Below are 15,089 nucleotides of genomic sequence, written 5' to 3' on the forward strand. Positions count from 1 at the left end.
CCTCAGAGCTTCATCAGGCTGGCGTCGTCGACCGAGGCCGAGTGGCGGGAACGGAACAGGGACACGATGATCGCGAGCCCGACCACGACCTCCGCTGCGGCGACGACCATCGTGAAGAACGCGATGACCTGGCCGTCGAGGTTGCCGTGCATCCGGGAGAAGGTGACGAACGCCAGGTTGCAGGCGTTCAGCATCAGCTCGATGCACATGAACACCACGATGGCGTTGCGCCTGATCAGCACGCCGGTGGCACCGATCGTGAACAACAGGGCAGAGAGATAAAGGTAGTTGACCGGGTTCACTTCGACGCCTCCTCCCGCTTGAAGGTGGCCGGTTCGATCTCGGTGCGCTCCAGGCGCTCCTGCGCGCGCTGCTCCAGCGCCCGCAGGTCGTTGAGCGCCTCGGCGGACACGTCACGGATCTGGCCGCGGTCGCGCAGCGTCTTGCTGACCGTGAGCTCCGACGGGGTGCCGTCGGGGAGCAGACCCGCGATGTCGACCGCGTTGTGCCGGGCGTACACACCGGGGGCCGGCAGCGGCGGCACGTGCTTGCCCTCGCGCACGCGCTCTTCGGACAGCTCGCGCTGGGTCTTGGCGCGTTCGGTGCGCTCGCGGTGGGTGAGCACCATGGCGCCGACGGCGGCCGTGATGAGCAGGGCGCCGGTGATCTCGAAGGCGAAGACGTACTTGGTGAAGATCAGGGCGGCGAGGCCCTGCACGTTGCCGTTCGCGTTCGCCTCGGCCAGGCCGTCGAACTGCTTGAGGGAGGCGTTGCCGATCCCGGCGAGCAGCAGGATGCCGAAGCCGAGGCCGCACAGAAGGGCCAGCCAGCGCTGGCCCTTGATGGTCTCCTTCAGCGAGTCCGCGGCCGTCACGCCGACGAGCATCACCACGAAGAGGAACAGCATCATGATCGCCCCGGTGTAGACGACGATCTGCACGATCCCCAGGAAGTAGGCGCCGTTGGCGAGGTAGAAGACCGCCAGGACGATCATGGTGCCGGCGAGGGACAGCGCGCTGTGCACGGCCTTCTTCATGAAGACGGTGGACAGGGCGCCGATCACGGCGACGGTGCCGAGGACCCAGAACTGGAAGGCCTCTCCGGTGGAGGTGGAGTAGGCGGCGAGCTGCAGCGGGCTCATCGGCCGATCACCTTCTCCGACGCGGGCTCTTCCTCGCCGAAGGTGGAGGCGGCCTCCTGCGGGACCTCGCCCTTGGACAGCGCCACCTGCCGCACCGTGCCCGGCGCGGCCTCGGTCACCAGGCCCCGGTAGTAGTCCTGTTCGTCGGTCCCCGGGTAGATCGCGTGCGGGGAGTCGACCATGCCCTCTTCCAGACCGGCGAGCAACTGCTCCTTGGTGTAGATGAGGTTGGCGCGACTGGAGTCGGCCAGTTCGAACTCGTTGGTCATCGTGAGCGCGCGGGTGGGGCACGCCTCGATGCACAGGCCGCACAGGATGCAGCGGGCGTAGTTGATCTGGTACACGCGCCCGTACCGCTCGCCGGGCGAGTAGCGCTCCTCGTCCGTGTTGTCGGCGCCCTCCACGTAGATGGCGTCGGCGGGGCAGGCCCAGGCGCACAGCTCGCAGCCGACGCACTTCTCCAGGCCGTCCGGATGGCGGTTGAGCTGGTGCCGTCCGTGGAACCGCGGAGCGGTGGTCTTCTTCTGCTCCGGGTACTGCTCGGTCAGCCGCTTCTTGAACATGGCCTTGAAGGTCACGCCGAAGCCGGCGACAGGGTTCATGAAACCGGGCTTGGTCTCCTTCGGCTCCTCAGCCATCGGACGCCTCCTTTCCATCCGAAGATCCGTCACTGGCAGTATCCGACCCACCACTGACAATGAGCTCCCGCTCCCGGCGCGGGCTGCGCCTCGGCACGGGCGGAAGCTCCTGTCCGGGCAGTGGCGGTACGGGGAATCCGCCCGCCATGGGGTCGAATCCGGCGGGTTGCGCGGCGGGCTGTTCGCTCTCCCTGGCCTTCTCGCGGAACATGTCGACGATGAAGGACAGGAGCAGCAGGGCGAGGACGCCGCCGGCGATGTAGAGGGCGATGTCGGCGAAGTCGTAGTTCTCGTTCCTCAGCGCCCGCACGGTCGCGACCAGCATCAGCCAGACCACCGAGACGGGGATGAGGACCTTCCAGCCGAGCTTCATCAGCTGGTCGTAGCGGACCCGCGGGAGCGTGCCGCGCAGCCAGATGAAGAAGAACAGCAGCAGCTGCACCTTGATCACGAACCAGAGCAGCGGCCACCAGCCGTGGTTGGCGCCCTCCCAGAAGGTGCTGATCGGCCAGGGGGCGCGCCAGCCGCCGAGGAAGAGCGTGGTCGACACGGCCGAGACGGTCACCATGTTGACGTACTCGGCGAGCATGAACATCGCGAACTTGATCGACGAGTACTCGGTGTTGAAGCCGCCGACCAGGTCGCCCTCGGACTCCGGCATGTCGAAGGGGGCGCGGTTGGTCTCGCCGACCATGGTGACGATGTAGAGGATGAAGGAGACCGGCAGCAGCAGGATGTACCAGCGGTCGTGCTGCTGTTCGACGATCGTCGAGGTCGACATCGAGCCCGAGTAGAGGAACACCGAGGCGAAGGCGGCGCCCATGGCGATCTCGTAGGAGATCATCTGCGCGCAGGAGCGCAGACCGCCCAGCAGCGGGTAGGTGGATCCGGAGCTCCAGCCCGCGAGCACGATGCCGTAGATGCCGACCGAGGCGACCGCGAGGATGTAGAGCATCGCGATCGGCAGGTCGGTGAGCTGCATCGTGGTGCGGTGGCCGAAGATCGAGATCTCGTTGCCGGCCGGGCCGAAGGGGATCACCGCGATCGCCATGAAGGCCGGGATGGCCGCGACGATCGGCGCGAGGACGTAGACGACCTTGTCGGCGCGCTTGACGATGACGTCTTCCTTCAGCATCAGCTTGATGCCGTCGGCGAGCGACTGGAGCATGCCCCAGGGGCCGTGCCGGTTGGGGCCGATGCGCAACTGCATCCAGGCGACGACCTTGCGCTCCCACACGATGGAGAACAGCACGGTCACCATCAGGAAGGCGAAGCAGAAGACGGCCTTGACGACGACCAGCCACCAGGGGTCGCGGCCGAACATCGAGAGGTCTTCAGCGGCGAGGTACGGGCTCATGCCTCCACCTCCTTCGGGGCCTCGCCGACGGACGTCGCCGGGCCGATGCGGACGAGGGCGCCGGGCAGCGCCCCGGTGTCGGAGGCGACGCCGCTGCCGGCGGAGTTCAGTGGAAGCCAGACCACCCGGTCGGGCATCTCCGTGATCCGCAGGGGCAGTTCGGTCGTTCCGGCGGGACCGGTCACGGCGAGGACGCCGCCGTCCTTGACGCCCGCCTCGGCAGCCGTCGCGGCCGACACACGCGCGTGGGCGGCGTGCCGGGTTCCGGCGAGCGCCTCGTCGCCCTGCTGGAGGACGCCGAGGTCGAGCAGGAGACGGTGGCCGGCGAGCACGGCCTCTCCGGCCGCCGGCCGCGGCAGTACGCCCCCGCTCTCCAGGGATCCGCCGCCGCGCGGGCCGTCCCAGGGGCCGAGCCGGTCGATCTCCGCGCGGATGGTGCGCAGATCCGGCAGGCCCAGGTGGACGTCCATGGCGTCGGCCAGCATCTGCAGCACGCGCGCGTCGCTCGGCGCGAGACGCCGGGTCATCTGGTCGGGCTTGAGCGCGGCCTCGAAGAAGCGCACGCGGCCTTCCCAGTTGAGGAAGGTGCCCGGCTTCTCGGCGACCGCGGCGACCGGCAGGACGACGCTGGCGTGTTCGCTGACCTCGCTGGGCCGCAGCTCCAGCGACACCACGAACCCGGCCTCGTGAAGGGCTTCACGTGCGCGTGCCGGGTCGGGCAGGTCGGTGATCTCGACGCCCGCGACCAGCAGGGCCTGCAGTTCGCCGCTGGCCGCGGCCTCGACGATCTGGCTGGTGTCGCGGCCGTAGCGGTGCGGGAGTTCGGCGAGCCCCCAGGCCGCGGCGACCTCTTCACGCGCGCGTGGGTCGGTCGCCGGGCGTCCGCCGGGCAGCAGCGACGGCAGCGCGCCCGCCTCGACGGCGCCGCGCTCTCCCGCGCGCCGCGGGATCCACACCAGCTGGGCGCCGGTGGCGGAGGCGGCCCGTTCGGCGGCGGTAAGGCCGCCCGCGACGGCTGCCAGCCGCTCGCCGACGACGATGACCGCGCCCTCGCCGCGCAGCGCCTCCGCGGCCGTCGAACCGTCGCCGTCCAGGCCGACCCCGCTCGCGAGCGCGTCCAGCCATTCGGTCTCGGTGCCCGGCGCCGCGGGAAGCAGGGTGCCGCCCGCCTTCTCCAGGCCGCGCGTGGTGTGCGTGGCCAGCGAGAACACCTTCTGCCCGTGCCTGCGCCAGGCCTTGCGCAGCCTCAGGAAGACGCCGGGCGCCTCCTCCTCGGCCTCGAACCCGACCAGCAGGACGGCCGGCGCCTCCTCCAGGGAGGTGTACGTGACGCCCGTACCGTCGAGGTCACGGCCGTGCCCGGCGATCCGGGCCGCCAGGAAGTCGGCTTCCTCGCTGCTGTGCACGCGCGCGCGGAAGTCGATGTCGTTCGTGTCGAGCGCCACGCGCGCGAACTTGCTGTACGCGTAGGCGTCCTCGACGGTGAGGCGGCCGCCGGTGAGGACGCCGGTGCGGCCGCGCGAGGCGAGCAGGCCCTGGGCCGCGATCTGCAGCGCCTCCGGCCAGGAGGCCGGTTCGAGGTCGCCCTCGGCGTTGCGCACCAGCGGCGTCTCGAGCCGGTCGCGCTGCTGCGCGTACCGGAACGCGAAGCGGCCCTTGTCGCAGATCCACTCCTCGTTGACCTCGGGGTCGTTGGCGGCGAGGCGCCGCATGACCTTGCCGCGCCGGTGGTCGGTGCGGGTGGCGCAGCCGCCGGAGCAGTGCTCGCAGACCGACGGCGAGGAGACCAGGTCGAAGGGGCGGGAGCGGAATCGGTACGCCGCCGAGGTCAGCGCGCCGACCGGGCAGATCTGGATGGTGTTGCCGGAGAAGTACGACTCGAAGGGGTCGCCCTCGCCGGTGCCGACCTGCTGCAGCGCGCCGCGTTCCAGCAGCTCGATCATCGGGTCGCCCGCGACCTGGTTGGAGAAGCGGGTGCAGCGGGCGCACAGCACGCACCGCTCACGGTCGAGCAGCACCTGCGTGGAGATGGGGACGGGCTTCTCGTACGTCCGCTTCCTGCCCTCGAACCGCGACTCGGCCTGGCCGTGCGACATGGCCTGGTTCTGCAGCGGGCACTCGCCGCCCTTGTCGCAGACCGGGCAGTCCAGGGGGTGGTTGATGAGCAGCAGCTCCATCACCCCGTGCTGGGCCTTCTCGGCGACCGGTGAGGTGAGGTGCGTCTTGACGACCATGCCGTCGGTGCACGTGATGGTGCAGGACGCCATCGGCTTGCGCTGGCCCTCGACCTCGACGATGCACTGGCGGCAGGCGCCGGCCGGGTCGAGGAGGGGGTGGTCGCAGAAGCGGGGGATCTCGATGCCGAGCTGTTCGGCGGCCCGGATGACCAGGGTGCCCTTGGGCACGCTGATCTCGGCGCCGTCGATGGTCAGCGTCACGAGATCTTCCGGCGGGACCGCCGCCTCTCCCCCTCCCGAGGGAGCGCTGGTGGTCACGGTCATGCGTTCACCTCCGGGCGGTCGGCCCAGGCCGTCGACTTCGCCGGGTCGAAGGGGCAGCCCCGGCCGGTGATGTGCTGCTCGTACTCCTCGCGGAAGTACTTGAGCGAGGAGAAGATCGGCGAGGCGGCGCCGTCGCCGAGGGCGCAGAACGACTTGCCGTTGATGTTGTCGGCGATGTCGTTCAGCTTGTCGAGGTCGGACATGGTGCCCTTGCCGGCCTCGATGTCGCGCAGCAACTGCACGAGCCAGTAGGTGCCTTCACGGCACGGTGTGCACTTGCCGCAGGACTCGTGGGCGTAGAACTCGGTCCAGCGGGTGACGGCGCGGACCACGCAGGTCGTCTCGTCGAAGCACTGCAGGGCCTTGGTGCCGAGCATCGAGCCGGCGGCGCCCACGCCCTCGTAGTCGAGGGGCACGTCGAGGTGCTCGTCGGTGAACATCGGCGTCGAGGAACCGCCCGGCGTCCAGAACTTCAGCCGGTGCCCCGGCCGCATCCCGCCGCTCATCTCGAGCAGCTGGCGGAGCGTGATGCCGAGCGGGGCCTCGTACTGGCCGGGGCTCGCGACATGGCCGCTGAGCGAGTAGAGCGTGAAGCCCGGGGACTTCTCGCTGCCCATCGACCGGAACCATTCTTTGCCCCGATGCAGAATCGCGGGAACCGACGCGATCGACTCGACGTTGTTCACAACAGTCGGGCACGCATAGAGGCCCGCCACCGCAGGGAAGGGGGGACGGAGCCGCGGTTGACCACGGCGGCCTTCGAGCGAGTCGAGCAGTGCGGTCTCCTCACCGCAGATGTACGCGCCGGCGCCGGCGTGCACGGTGAGTTCCAGGTTCAGCCCGCTGCCCAGGATGTTCTCGCCGAGGTAGCCCGCCGCGTAGGCCTCGCGCACGGCCTCGTGCAACCGCCGCAGAACGGGGACGACTTCACCACGCAGATAGATGAAGGCATGCGACGACCTGATGGCATAACACGCGATGACAATGCCCTCGATGAGGCTGTGCGGGTTCGCGAAGAGGAGCGGGATGTCCTTGCACGTCCCTGGCTCCGATTCGTCGGCGTTGACAACTAGATAGTGTGGCTTTCCATCACCCTGGGGAATGAACTGCCATTTCATTCCCGTCGGGAATCCCGCGCCACCGCGGCCGCGCAGACCGGAGTCCTTGACGTACGCGATCAGGTCGTCCGGCGACATGGCGAGCGCCTTGCGGAGCCCCTCGTAGCCCTCGTGCCTTCGGTAGACGTCCAGCGTCCAGGACTTGTCCTCGTCCCAGAAGGCCGACAGCACGGGTGCGAGCAGCTTCTCGGGGCTGGTGTCTTTGAGTTCGGGTGCCAAGGTCATCACTCCCCCTCCTCGGCGGCAGGCCCTGCCGGGTGGGCGGGGTCGGAGGCCGACGTGTCCTGTGGCGCGTCGTGTGAGCTGAGGTGCTCGCTCGGAGAGGGCTCGTGCACGGCCCTGTCCTGCTCGTCGTGCGGTCCGCCGTCCCGTGGATGGACCACGCGCGCGGGTGCGGTCTCTCCCCTTGCCAGGCGGAGGCCCACCAGCGACGCCGGTCCCGCACTGCCGCTTGCCTCGACGGCCCCTGGCCGCTCGTCGGGGAAGCCGGCCAGGATCCGCGCGGTCTCCTTGAAGGTGCACAGGCGCGCCCCGCGCGTGGGCTCGACCTCCCGTCCCGCGCGCAGGTCGTCGACGAGGCGCTTGGCGCTGGCCGGGGACTGGTTGTCGAAGAACTCCCAGTTGACCATCACCACCGGCGCGAAGTCGCAGGCCGCGTTGCACTCGATGTGCTCCAGGGTGACCTTGCCGTCCTCGGTGGTCTCGCCGTTGCCGACCCCGAGGTGCTCCTGCAGCTCCTCGAAGATCGCGTCGCCGCCCATCACCGCACACAGCGTGTTGGTGCAGACGCCCACCTGGTAGTCACCGCTCGGCTTGCGCCGGTACATCGTGTAGAAGGTCGCGACGGCGGTGACCTCGGCCGTGGTCAGATCCAGCACGTCCGCGCAGAACTGCATCCCGGTGCGCGTGACATGGCCCTCCGCCGACTGCACGAGATGCAGCAACGGCAGCAGGGCCGAGCGGGAGTCGGGGTAGCGGGCGACGATCTCGCGCGCGTCCGTCTCCAGCCGGGCTCGGACGTCGTCCGGGTAGGCGGGCGCGGGCAGTTCGGGCATGCCCAGGCTGACGCCCCGCTCGGAAGAACTGGTGGTCACCGGTCGACGCCTCCCATCACGGGGTCGATGGACGCGACGGCGACGATGACGTCGGCGACCTGGCCGCCCTCGCACATCGCCGCCATGGCCTGCAGGTTGGTGAAGGACGGGTCGCGGAAGTGGACCCGGAAGGGGCGGGTGCCGCCGTCGGACACGGCGTGCACCCCGAGTTCGCCCTTGGGTGACTCGACGGCCGCGTACGCCTGTCCCGGCGGGACGCGGAAGCCCTCCGTGACCAGCTTGAAGTGGTGGATCAGGGCCTCCATGGAGGTGCCCATGATCTTCTTGATGTGGTCGAGGGAGTTGCCGAGCCCGTCCGGTCCCAGGGCGAGCTGGGCGGGCCAGGCGATCTTCTTGTCGGCGACCATGACCGGCCCGGGCTGCAGCCGGTCCAGGCACTGCTCGATGATCCCCAGCGACTGGCGCATCTCCTCCAGGCGGACCAGGAAGCGCCCGTAGGAGTCGCAGGTGTCGGCGGTCGGGATCTCGAAGTCGTAGGTCTCGTAGCCGCAGTAGGGCTGTGCCTTGCGCAGGTCGTGCGGCAGGCCGGTGGAGCGCAGGATCGGTCCCGTCGCGCCGAGGGCCATGCAGCCGGCCAGGTCGAGGTAGCCGACGTCCTGCATACGGGCCTTGAAGATGGGGTTCCCGGTGGCGAGCTTGTCGTACTCCGGGAGGTTCTTCCTCATCTTCTTCACGAACTCGCGGATGTGGTCCACCGCGCCGGGCGGCAGGTCCTGGGCGAGTCCGCCGGGCCGGATGTACGCGTGGTTCATGCGCAGGCCCGTGATGAGCTCGTAGATGTCGAGAATCATTTCACGATCACGGAATCCGTAGATCATGATCGTGGTGGCGCCGAGCTCCATACCGCCGGTGGCGATGCACACCAGGTGCGAGGAGAGCCGGTTCAGCTCCATCAGGAGCACCCGGATGATCTTGGCGCGCTCGGTGATCTGATCCTCGATGCCGAGGAGCTTCTCGACGGCGAGACAGTAGGAGGTCTCGTTGAAGAAGGACGTCAGGTAGTCCATGCGCGTCACGAACGTGGTGCCCTGCGTCCACGTGCGGAACTCGAGGTTCTTCTCGATGCCGGTGTGGAGGTAGCCGATGCCGCAGCGGGCCTCGGTGACCGTCTCGCCGTCGATCTCCAGGATCAGGCGCAGCACTCCGTGGGTGGAGGGGTGCTGGGGGCCCATGTTGACGACGATGCGTTCGTCGTCGGCGCGGGCGGCGGACTGGACGACCTCGTCCCAGTCGCCACCGGTGACCGTGTAGACGGTGCCCTCGGTGGTCTCGCGCGCCGAGGCGGCGGATGCGTGCGAAGTGCTCACGAGTACGACCTCCGCTGGTCCGGAGCCGGGATCTGGGCGCCCTTGTACTCGACGGGGATGCCGCCGAGGGGGTAGTCCTTGCGCTGCGGATGGCCCTGCCAGTCGTCCGGCATCATGATCCGGGTCAGGGCCGGGTGACCGTCGAAGACGATCCCGAAGAAGTCGTAGGTCTCGCGCTCGTGCCAGTCGTTGGTCGGGTACACGGAGACCAGGGACGGGATGTGCGGGTCCGCGTCCGGGGCGCTGACCTCGAGGCGGATCAGCCGGTTGTGGGTGATCGAGCGCAGGTGGTAGACGGCGTGCAGCTCGCGGCCCTTGTCGTGGAGGTAGTGGACGCCGCTGACGCCGGTGCACAGCTCGAAGCGCAGGGCCGGGTCGTCGCGCAGGGTGCGGGCGACGCGCAGCAGGTGCTCGCGCTCGATGTGGAAGGTGAGTTCGCCGCGGTCGACGACCGTCTTCTCGATGGCGTTGTCGGGGAGCAGTCCCTGTTCCTCCAGGGCGCCCTCCAGTTCGTCGGCGACCTCGTCGAACCAACCGCCGTAGGGGCGGGCCGCCGGTCCCGGGAGACGGACCGAGCGGACCAGGCCGCCGTAGCCGGAGGTGTCGCCGCCATTGCCGGCGCCGAACATGCCGCGCTGGACGCGGATCTCCTCGCCGCCCTCGCCGCGCTGGCCGGGGAGGTTGGAGGCGCCGAGGTCCTTCTCGGGGTTCACCCCGTTCGCGGAACCGTTCGCGCCGGTGCCGTTCGCGTCGCTCACCGCAGCAGCCCCTTCATCTCGATCGTGGGCAGGGCCTTGAGCGCCGCTTCCTCCGCCTCGCGGGCCGCCTCCTCGGCGTTCACGCCGAGCTTGGAGGTCTGGATCTTGTGGTGCAGCTTGAGGATGGCGTCCATCAGCATCTCGGGCCGCGGCGGGCAGCCGGGGAGATAGATGTCGACCGGGACGATGTGGTCGACGCCCTGGACGATCGCGTAGTTGTTGAACATGCCGCCCGAGGAGGCGCAGACCCCCATGGAGATCACCCACTTGGGGTTCGGCATCTGGTCGTAGACCTGCCTGAGCACCGGCGCCATCTTCTGGCTGACCCGGCCCGCGACGATCATCAGGTCCGCCTGGCGGGGCGAACCGCGGAAGACCTCCATGCCGAAGCGCGCCAGGTCGTAGCGTCCGGCGCCGGTCGTCATCATCTCGATGGCGCAGCAGGCCAGGCCGAAGGTGGCCGGGAAGACGGACGACTTGCGCACCCAGCCCGCGGCCTGCTCGACGGTGGTCAGCAGGAAGCCGCTCGGCAGCTTTTCTTCGAGTCCCATGTCGTTAAAGGCCCCTCAGTCCCATTCCAGGCCGCCGCGCCGCCATACGTACGCGTACGCGACGAAGACGGTGAGCACGAAGAGCAGCATCTCCACGAGCCCGAAGATCCCCAGGGCGTCGAAGGTGACGGCCCAGGGGTAGAGGAAGACGATCTCGATGTCGAAGACGATGAAGAGCATCGCCGTCAGGTAGTACTTGATGGGGAAGCGCCCGCCGCCGGCCGGCGTGGGGGTCGGCTCGATACCGCACTCGTAGGCCTCGAGCTTGGCCCGGTTGTACCGCTTCGGACCGATCAGCGTGGCCATGACCACGGAGAAGATCGCAAAGCCTGCCCCGAGGGCTCCCAGTACGAGGATGGGCGCATAGGCGTTCACCGCTCCTCGCTCCTCTCAGTCGGCACTGACTGCTGGCGATGGCATCGGACTCACACCGGCCTCATACGTCTCTCTCACCCCGCTGCGTCCCGGCGAAGATCGAGAACATGTGAAGCAGGTCACAAGCCCAACTGCCACGCATCTTATGCCCGACGCTCTGTGATCTGCGACACGGGGTATTGCACAAGCTTTGTGATCTCCACCACCTGACGAAGGATCATGAAGTCGGATGAGCGGTGATCTTCGCACGAGAGGCGTCCGACTGATCACCAGAGGTGACATTTCTGCTCGTCGGCGCAGTTCGGGAGGGGCGTCTCAATATCAAGAGACTTCCCTTGCATGCAAATTGGTGCTGGACCGGATGTCCTGATAGAGGATCGCGTTCACACATCAGAGGGAGGTGCGGGGTGCGGTGTGGACGCGTGCACGCGTTCACGAGCGAGTCCCTGTCGCGATCCGGCCGCAATCAGGTCGTGATCTTCGCGCGGGACGCGGGCGATCTCGTGACCGTTGCGTGACCTCCGCCACATTCACAAGAGCCCCCTGAGAAGAGGGCTTGGCCAACGGTCCCAACCGGTGGTAGGCGCCGGGCAATTCGGGCGTATAGACGAAACACCGTGATCACGGGCCTGATGGGTGGCGTCCACAATGTCCGTTACGGCGTCAATAAAGAACTCCGCAGGGGGAAATTGGGCCGTCCATTGAGCAACTGTGGCGCACCACACGTTTCTTGAAGGTATGGAGGAGCCCCTGATACCGGTTGTTCTCATGTCCCACACCGCTCACATACGTAGCCACCGGAAACCCCGCCGCAACGCGACGACGAGTCTCGCGGTGCGTGCCGGAGTTGCCGGTGGTGTCCTCAGCATGGCGGCGGCGGGTGCGTCGGCCTCGGCGAGCGCCGCCGAGACGACGCAGACCCTGCAACTGCCCACTCTGACGGCCGACCTGGCCGCTCAGGTCGCCCAGTCCGCGGACGCCACGCAGCAGGCGGCCGCGAACTACCAGCTGCAGGCGGAGCGTGACGCGGCCGCCGCGAAGGCCGCGAAGCAGGCCAAGGCGGACCTCGCCGAGGCCAAGAAGAAGGCGGAGGCCAAGAAGAAGGCGGAGGCCAAGAAGAAGGCGGAGGCCGCCCGCAAGGCCGCCGCCGAGCAGGCCGCGTCCCGCAGCGCCGAGCGGACCACGCTGGCCGCCACGACGACCAGCACCGCCTCCACGAGCTCCTCGACGGCCACCGGTTCGGCCGCCGCGGTCATCGCCTTCGTGAAGGCCCAGATCGGCGACGCCTACGTCTCCGGCGGCACCGGCCCCAACTCCTGGGACTGCTCCGGCCTCGTGCAGACCGCCTTCAAGCAGGTCGGCATCAGCCTGCCGCGCGTCTCGCAGGACCAGTCGACGGCCGGCACCCAGGTCTCGCTGAGCAACCTGCAGCCGGGCGACATCCTGTACTGGGGCAGCGCGGGCAGCGCCTACCACGTGGCGGTGTACGTCGGCGACGGCATGTTCGTCGGCGCGCAGAACCCGTCGACCGGTGTGGCCGAGAAGCCCCTGTCGTACGACCCGCCGACCGGCGCGGTGCGGGTGCTCTGACTCCCGGCACGACATGGAGGGCCGCAGCCGCTCGGGGGCAGCGGCCCTCCGTCGTACCCTCTCGGGTCCCGTTTCCTGGCCGGAGTTCGCCTGCGGCTGCTGGGTGGGTTCTGTTGTCATGAGTGCCGGACGTCACGGCAGACACGACAAAGGAGCCACGCGATGCCCAGTGTTTTCGTTCAGGGCCGCCCCGTCGACTCGTATCCACCGCTCGCCCCGGAGGCACGGCGCGGGACGGTGCGGCGCGTCACCGAGGTCGGGGAGGAGGTGCTGCACAAGGCGTGCCGGGACGTCACCGAGTTCGGGCCGGATCTCGCGGCGCTGATCAACGACATGTTCCTGACCATGTACGTCGCGGACGGGGCCGGACTGGCGGCGAACCAGGTAGGGGTCGATCTGCGGGTGTTCGTGTACGACTGCCCGGACGACGACGGGGTGCGCCACGTCGGGCACGTCGTCAACCCGGTGCTGGAACACCTCCCCGCCTCCGACAGGCGCCTGCTCGACGAGCCCGAGGCCTGCCTGTCGGTACCGGGAGGCTGGATGGACGTACCGCGGCCCGACCGGGCCGTCGTGCACGGCCTCGACAAGGACGGCAAGGCCCTGCGCGTCGAGGGCACCGGGTACTTCGCCAGGTGTCTGGCCCACGAGACCGACCATGTGAACGGCCAGGTCTACCTGGACCGGCTCTCCGGGCGGGAGCGCAAGGAAGCACTCAGGCGGATGGCGGAGCGACGCGACGAGGTGTTCGCCCGCCGCGCGGCCAGGACGGCCGAACTGAGCCGAGACTGACGGCCGTACGGGACGGCGCCGGGCGGCCGGGCGGCCGGGCAGCCGGGGTCAGGGCACGCGCCGGTCGTGGTGGGCGGCGGCCAGTTCCCGCTCGCGGGGCGTCAGTTCATCGTCCTGTACCGGCGTGACCATGGTCCAGTGCCTGCCGACGGGGCAGTACTGCCAGCGGTACCGGCCGAGGCGGACGGACTTGAAGGAGACCCCGGGGATCCAGATCGTCGTGTAGAGGTGCCCTTCGCGGCAGCGGACGACCGTCCGGCCACCCCCGCCGTCGCTGCGACGGCGGGCATACACCGTCGTGCCGACCAGGACCGCCACGACGAGGGCGAGGAGCACAAGGACTTCCAGGCCTGCCGGGGTCTTCATGGGTGCCACACCTGCGTTCCGGGCCGGGTGGTTACTGGGCTGTTCTCAGTGTGTGCCGTCACCCGGGTCCGGGCCAGGGGCCGTTGAGCCCCGGGCCCGGATCCTGACGCGATCCGTATGTGCCCGGTGTTCTCGTTTGCCGCTTCCGTAGGCGCCCACGGCCGCGGCGACGCGGACTACGCCTTCGGGGCCACCTTGCTCAGCCCGTTGATGATGCGGTCCATCGCGTCGCCGCCCGTCGGGTCGGTGAGGTTGGCGAGCATCTTCAGGGTGAACTTCATCAGCACCGGGTGGGTCAGACCGCGCTGGGCCGCGATCTTCATGACCTTCGGGTTGCCGATGAGCTTCACGAAGGCGCGGCCCAGTGTGTAGTAGCCGCCGTAGGTGTCCTTCAGCACCCGCGGGTAACGCTGGAGCGCCATCTCGCGCCCCGCGGGAGTCGCGCGGGCGTGGGCCTGGACGATGACGTCGGCGGCGATCTGGCCGGACTCCATGGCGTAGGCGATGCCCTCGCCGTTGAAGGGGTTCACCAGACCGCCGGCGTCGCCGACGAGCAGCAGCCCGCGCGTGTAGTGGGGCTGGCGGTTGAAGGCCATCGGCAGGGCGGCGCCGCGGATCGGGCCGGTCATGTTGTCCGGGGTGTAGCCCCAGTCCTCCGGCATGGAGGCGCACCAGGCCTTGAGGACCTCGCGCCAGTCGAGGTCCTTGAAGGAGTCGGAGGTGTTGAGGACGCCGAGGCCGACGTTCGAGGTGCCGTCGCCCATGCCGAAGATCCAGCCGTAGCCGGGCAGGAGCCGGTCCTGGGCGCCGCGGCGGTCCCACAGTTCCAGCCAGGACTCCAGGTAGTCGTCGTCGTGCCGGGGCGACTCGAAGTACGTCCGGACCGCCACGCCCATCGGGCGGTCCTCGCGGCGGTGCAGCCCCATCGCCAGGGACAGCCGGGTCGAGTTGCCGTCGGCGGCCACCACGAGCGGCGCGTGGAAGGTGACCTCGCGCTTCTCCTCACCCAGCTTGGCGTGGACGCCGGTGATACGGCCGGTGCGCTCGTCGGTGATCGGGGCGCCGACGTTGCAGCGCTCGAAGAGCCGCGCGCCGGCCTTCTGGGCCTGGCGGGCGAGCTGCTCGTCGAAGTCGTCGCGCTTGCGGACCAGGCCGTAGTCCGGGAAGGAGGCCAGATCCGGCCAGTCGAGCTGGAGGCGGACGCCGCCGCCGATGATGCGCAGGCCCTTGTTGCGTAGCCAGCCGGCCTCCTCGGAGACGTCGATGCCCATGGCCACGAGCTGCTTGACCGCGCGCGGGGTGAGGCCGTCGCCGCAGACCTTCTCCCGCGGGAACTCGGTCTTCTCCAGCAGGAGCACGTCGAGTCCGGCCTTGGCGAGGTGGTACGCGGTGGTGGAGCCGGCCGGCCCCGCGCCGACGACGATCACGTCGGCGGTGTTTTCGGAGAGGGGCTCAGTCTCGACGGTCACGGCGGGATCTC

General features: G+C 69.2%; 15 protein-coding genes. 2 read left to right on the forward strand and 13 right to left on the reverse strand.

Annotation, left to right across the window (positions count from 1 at the left end; all coding sequences use genetic code 11):
* Window positions 1-2: 2 nt before the first annotated feature.
* Genes nuoK through MKW14_RS30470 form a run of 11 tightly spaced genes read right to left on the reverse strand, consistent with a single transcriptional unit; the run spans window position 3 to window position 10,861 of the window.
* Window positions 3-302 (reverse strand): NADH-quinone oxidoreductase subunit NuoK, encoded by a 300-nt coding sequence (gene nuoK, locus MKW14_RS30420; protein ID WP_016437642.1) that lies wholly within the window; start codon window positions 300-302, stop codon window positions 3-5.
* Window positions 299-1,141 (reverse strand): NADH-quinone oxidoreductase subunit J, encoded by an 843-nt coding sequence (locus tag MKW14_RS30425; RefSeq protein ID WP_240867917.1) that lies wholly within the window; start codon window positions 1,139-1,141, stop codon window positions 299-301. The genes nuoK and MKW14_RS30425 overlap by 4 nt, the downstream gene beginning before the upstream one ends.
* Window positions 1,138-1,779: an NADH-quinone oxidoreductase subunit NuoI gene (gene nuoI, locus MKW14_RS30430; RefSeq protein ID WP_240867919.1), complete on the reverse strand. Its 642-nt coding sequence runs from the start codon at window positions 1,777-1,779 to the stop codon at window positions 1,138-1,140. The genes MKW14_RS30425 and nuoI overlap by 4 nt, the downstream gene beginning before the upstream one ends.
* Window positions 1,772-3,136, reverse strand: a complete 1,365-nt coding sequence (gene nuoH / locus MKW14_RS30435; protein ID WP_240867922.1) for an NADH-quinone oxidoreductase subunit NuoH — start codon at window positions 3,134-3,136, stop codon at window positions 1,772-1,774. The genes nuoI and nuoH overlap by 8 nt, the downstream gene beginning before the upstream one ends.
* Window positions 3,133-5,637, reverse strand: coding sequence for an NADH-quinone oxidoreductase subunit G (locus MKW14_RS30440; RefSeq protein ID WP_240867927.1), 2,505 nt, complete (start codon window positions 5,635-5,637; stop codon window positions 3,133-3,135). The genes nuoH and MKW14_RS30440 overlap by 4 nt, the downstream gene beginning before the upstream one ends.
* Window positions 5,634-6,980, reverse strand: coding sequence for an NADH-quinone oxidoreductase subunit NuoF (gene nuoF, locus MKW14_RS30445; protein WP_276622216.1), 1,347 nt, complete (start codon window positions 6,978-6,980; stop codon window positions 5,634-5,636). Before nuoF ends, MKW14_RS30440 begins: the two co-directional genes overlap by 4 nt.
* A complete protein-coding gene (gene nuoE / locus MKW14_RS30450; RefSeq protein WP_240867933.1) occupies window positions 6,980-7,849 on the reverse strand; it encodes an NADH-quinone oxidoreductase subunit NuoE in 870 nt (289 codons plus the stop codon). Before nuoE ends, nuoF begins: the two co-directional genes overlap by 1 nt.
* Entirely contained in the window at window positions 7,846-9,177 is a 1,332-nt protein-coding gene (locus tag MKW14_RS30455; RefSeq protein ID WP_240867935.1) for an NADH-quinone oxidoreductase subunit D, read from the reverse strand. The genes nuoE and MKW14_RS30455 overlap by 4 nt, the downstream gene beginning before the upstream one ends.
* A complete protein-coding gene (locus MKW14_RS30460) occupies window positions 9,174-9,935 on the reverse strand; it encodes an NADH-quinone oxidoreductase subunit C (protein ID WP_240867936.1) in 762 nt (253 codons plus the stop codon). Before MKW14_RS30460 ends, MKW14_RS30455 begins: the two co-directional genes overlap by 4 nt.
* Window positions 9,932-10,486: a NuoB/complex I 20 kDa subunit family protein gene (locus tag MKW14_RS30465; RefSeq protein ID WP_043442859.1), complete on the reverse strand. Its 555-nt coding sequence runs from the start codon at window positions 10,484-10,486 to the stop codon at window positions 9,932-9,934. Before MKW14_RS30465 ends, MKW14_RS30460 begins: the two co-directional genes overlap by 4 nt.
* Before the next feature lie 15 nt (window positions 10,487-10,501).
* Complete coding sequence (locus tag MKW14_RS30470; protein ID WP_003992243.1) at window positions 10,502-10,861, reverse strand: NADH-quinone oxidoreductase subunit A; 360 nt, start codon at window positions 10,859-10,861, stop codon at window positions 10,502-10,504.
* A gap of 768 nt (window positions 10,862-11,629) precedes the next feature.
* Between MKW14_RS30470 and MKW14_RS30475 the strand changes: the two genes are divergently transcribed.
* Entirely contained in the window at window positions 11,630-12,451 is an 822-nt protein-coding gene (locus tag MKW14_RS30475; protein ID WP_240867940.1) for a C40 family peptidase, read from the forward strand.
* Between the two features lie 162 nt (window positions 12,452-12,613).
* Window positions 12,614-13,243, forward strand: a complete 630-nt coding sequence (gene def / locus MKW14_RS30480; RefSeq protein ID WP_240867942.1) for a peptide deformylase — start codon at window positions 12,614-12,616, stop codon at window positions 13,241-13,243.
* 48 nt (window positions 13,244-13,291) lie between these two features.
* Here def and MKW14_RS30485 read toward each other — a convergent pair whose 3' ends face one another.
* Both MKW14_RS30485 and MKW14_RS30490 read right to left on the reverse strand, forming a co-directional pair.
* On the reverse strand, window positions 13,292-13,609 hold the full coding sequence (locus MKW14_RS30485; RefSeq protein WP_240867944.1) for a hypothetical protein: 318 nt from the start codon (window positions 13,607-13,609) through the stop codon (window positions 13,292-13,294).
* A 176-nt stretch (window positions 13,610-13,785) separates the two neighbouring features.
* Window positions 13,786-15,078, reverse strand: a complete 1,293-nt coding sequence (locus MKW14_RS30490; protein ID WP_240867947.1) for a geranylgeranyl reductase family protein — start codon at window positions 15,076-15,078, stop codon at window positions 13,786-13,788.
* Window positions 15,079-15,089 lie beyond the last annotated feature (11 nt).

Origin of the sequence: Streptomyces gilvus, assembly GCF_022513565.1 — a bacterium.
In the GTDB taxonomy this organism is placed as follows: Bacteria; Actinomycetota; Actinomycetes; order Streptomycetales; family Streptomycetaceae; genus Streptomyces; species Streptomyces gilvus.

Excerpts from the sequence above, each read along its gene's own strand:
- def (WP_240867942.1), top strand. The coding sequence starts at position 12,614 with ATGCCCAGTGTTTTCGTTCAGGGCCGCCCCGTCGACTCGTATCCACCG.
- nuoH (WP_240867922.1), bottom strand. The coding sequence starts at position 3,136 with ATGAGCCCGTACCTCGCCGCTGAAGACCTCTCGATGTTCGGCCGCGAC.
- MKW14_RS30440 (WP_240867927.1), bottom strand. The coding sequence starts at position 5,637 with ATGACCGTGACCACCAGCGCTCCCTCGGGAGGGGGAGAGGCGGCGGTC.
- MKW14_RS30485 (WP_240867944.1), bottom strand. The coding sequence starts at position 13,609 with ATGAAGACCCCGGCAGGCCTGGAAGTCCTTGTGCTCCTCGCCCTCGTC.
- MKW14_RS30475 (WP_240867940.1), top strand. The coding sequence starts at position 11,630 with ATGTCCCACACCGCTCACATACGTAGCCACCGGAAACCCCGCCGCAAC.
- nuoF (WP_276622216.1), bottom strand. The coding sequence starts at position 6,980 with ATGACCTTGGCACCCGAACTCAAAGACACCAGCCCCGAGAAGCTGCTC.
- nuoI (WP_240867919.1), bottom strand. The coding sequence starts at position 1,779 with ATGGCTGAGGAGCCGAAGGAGACCAAGCCCGGTTTCATGAACCCTGTC.
- MKW14_RS30465 (WP_043442859.1), bottom strand. The coding sequence starts at position 10,486 with ATGGGACTCGAAGAAAAGCTGCCGAGCGGCTTCCTGCTGACCACCGTC.
- MKW14_RS30425 (WP_240867917.1), bottom strand. The coding sequence starts at position 1,141 with ATGAGCCCGCTGCAGCTCGCCGCCTACTCCACCTCCACCGGAGAGGCC.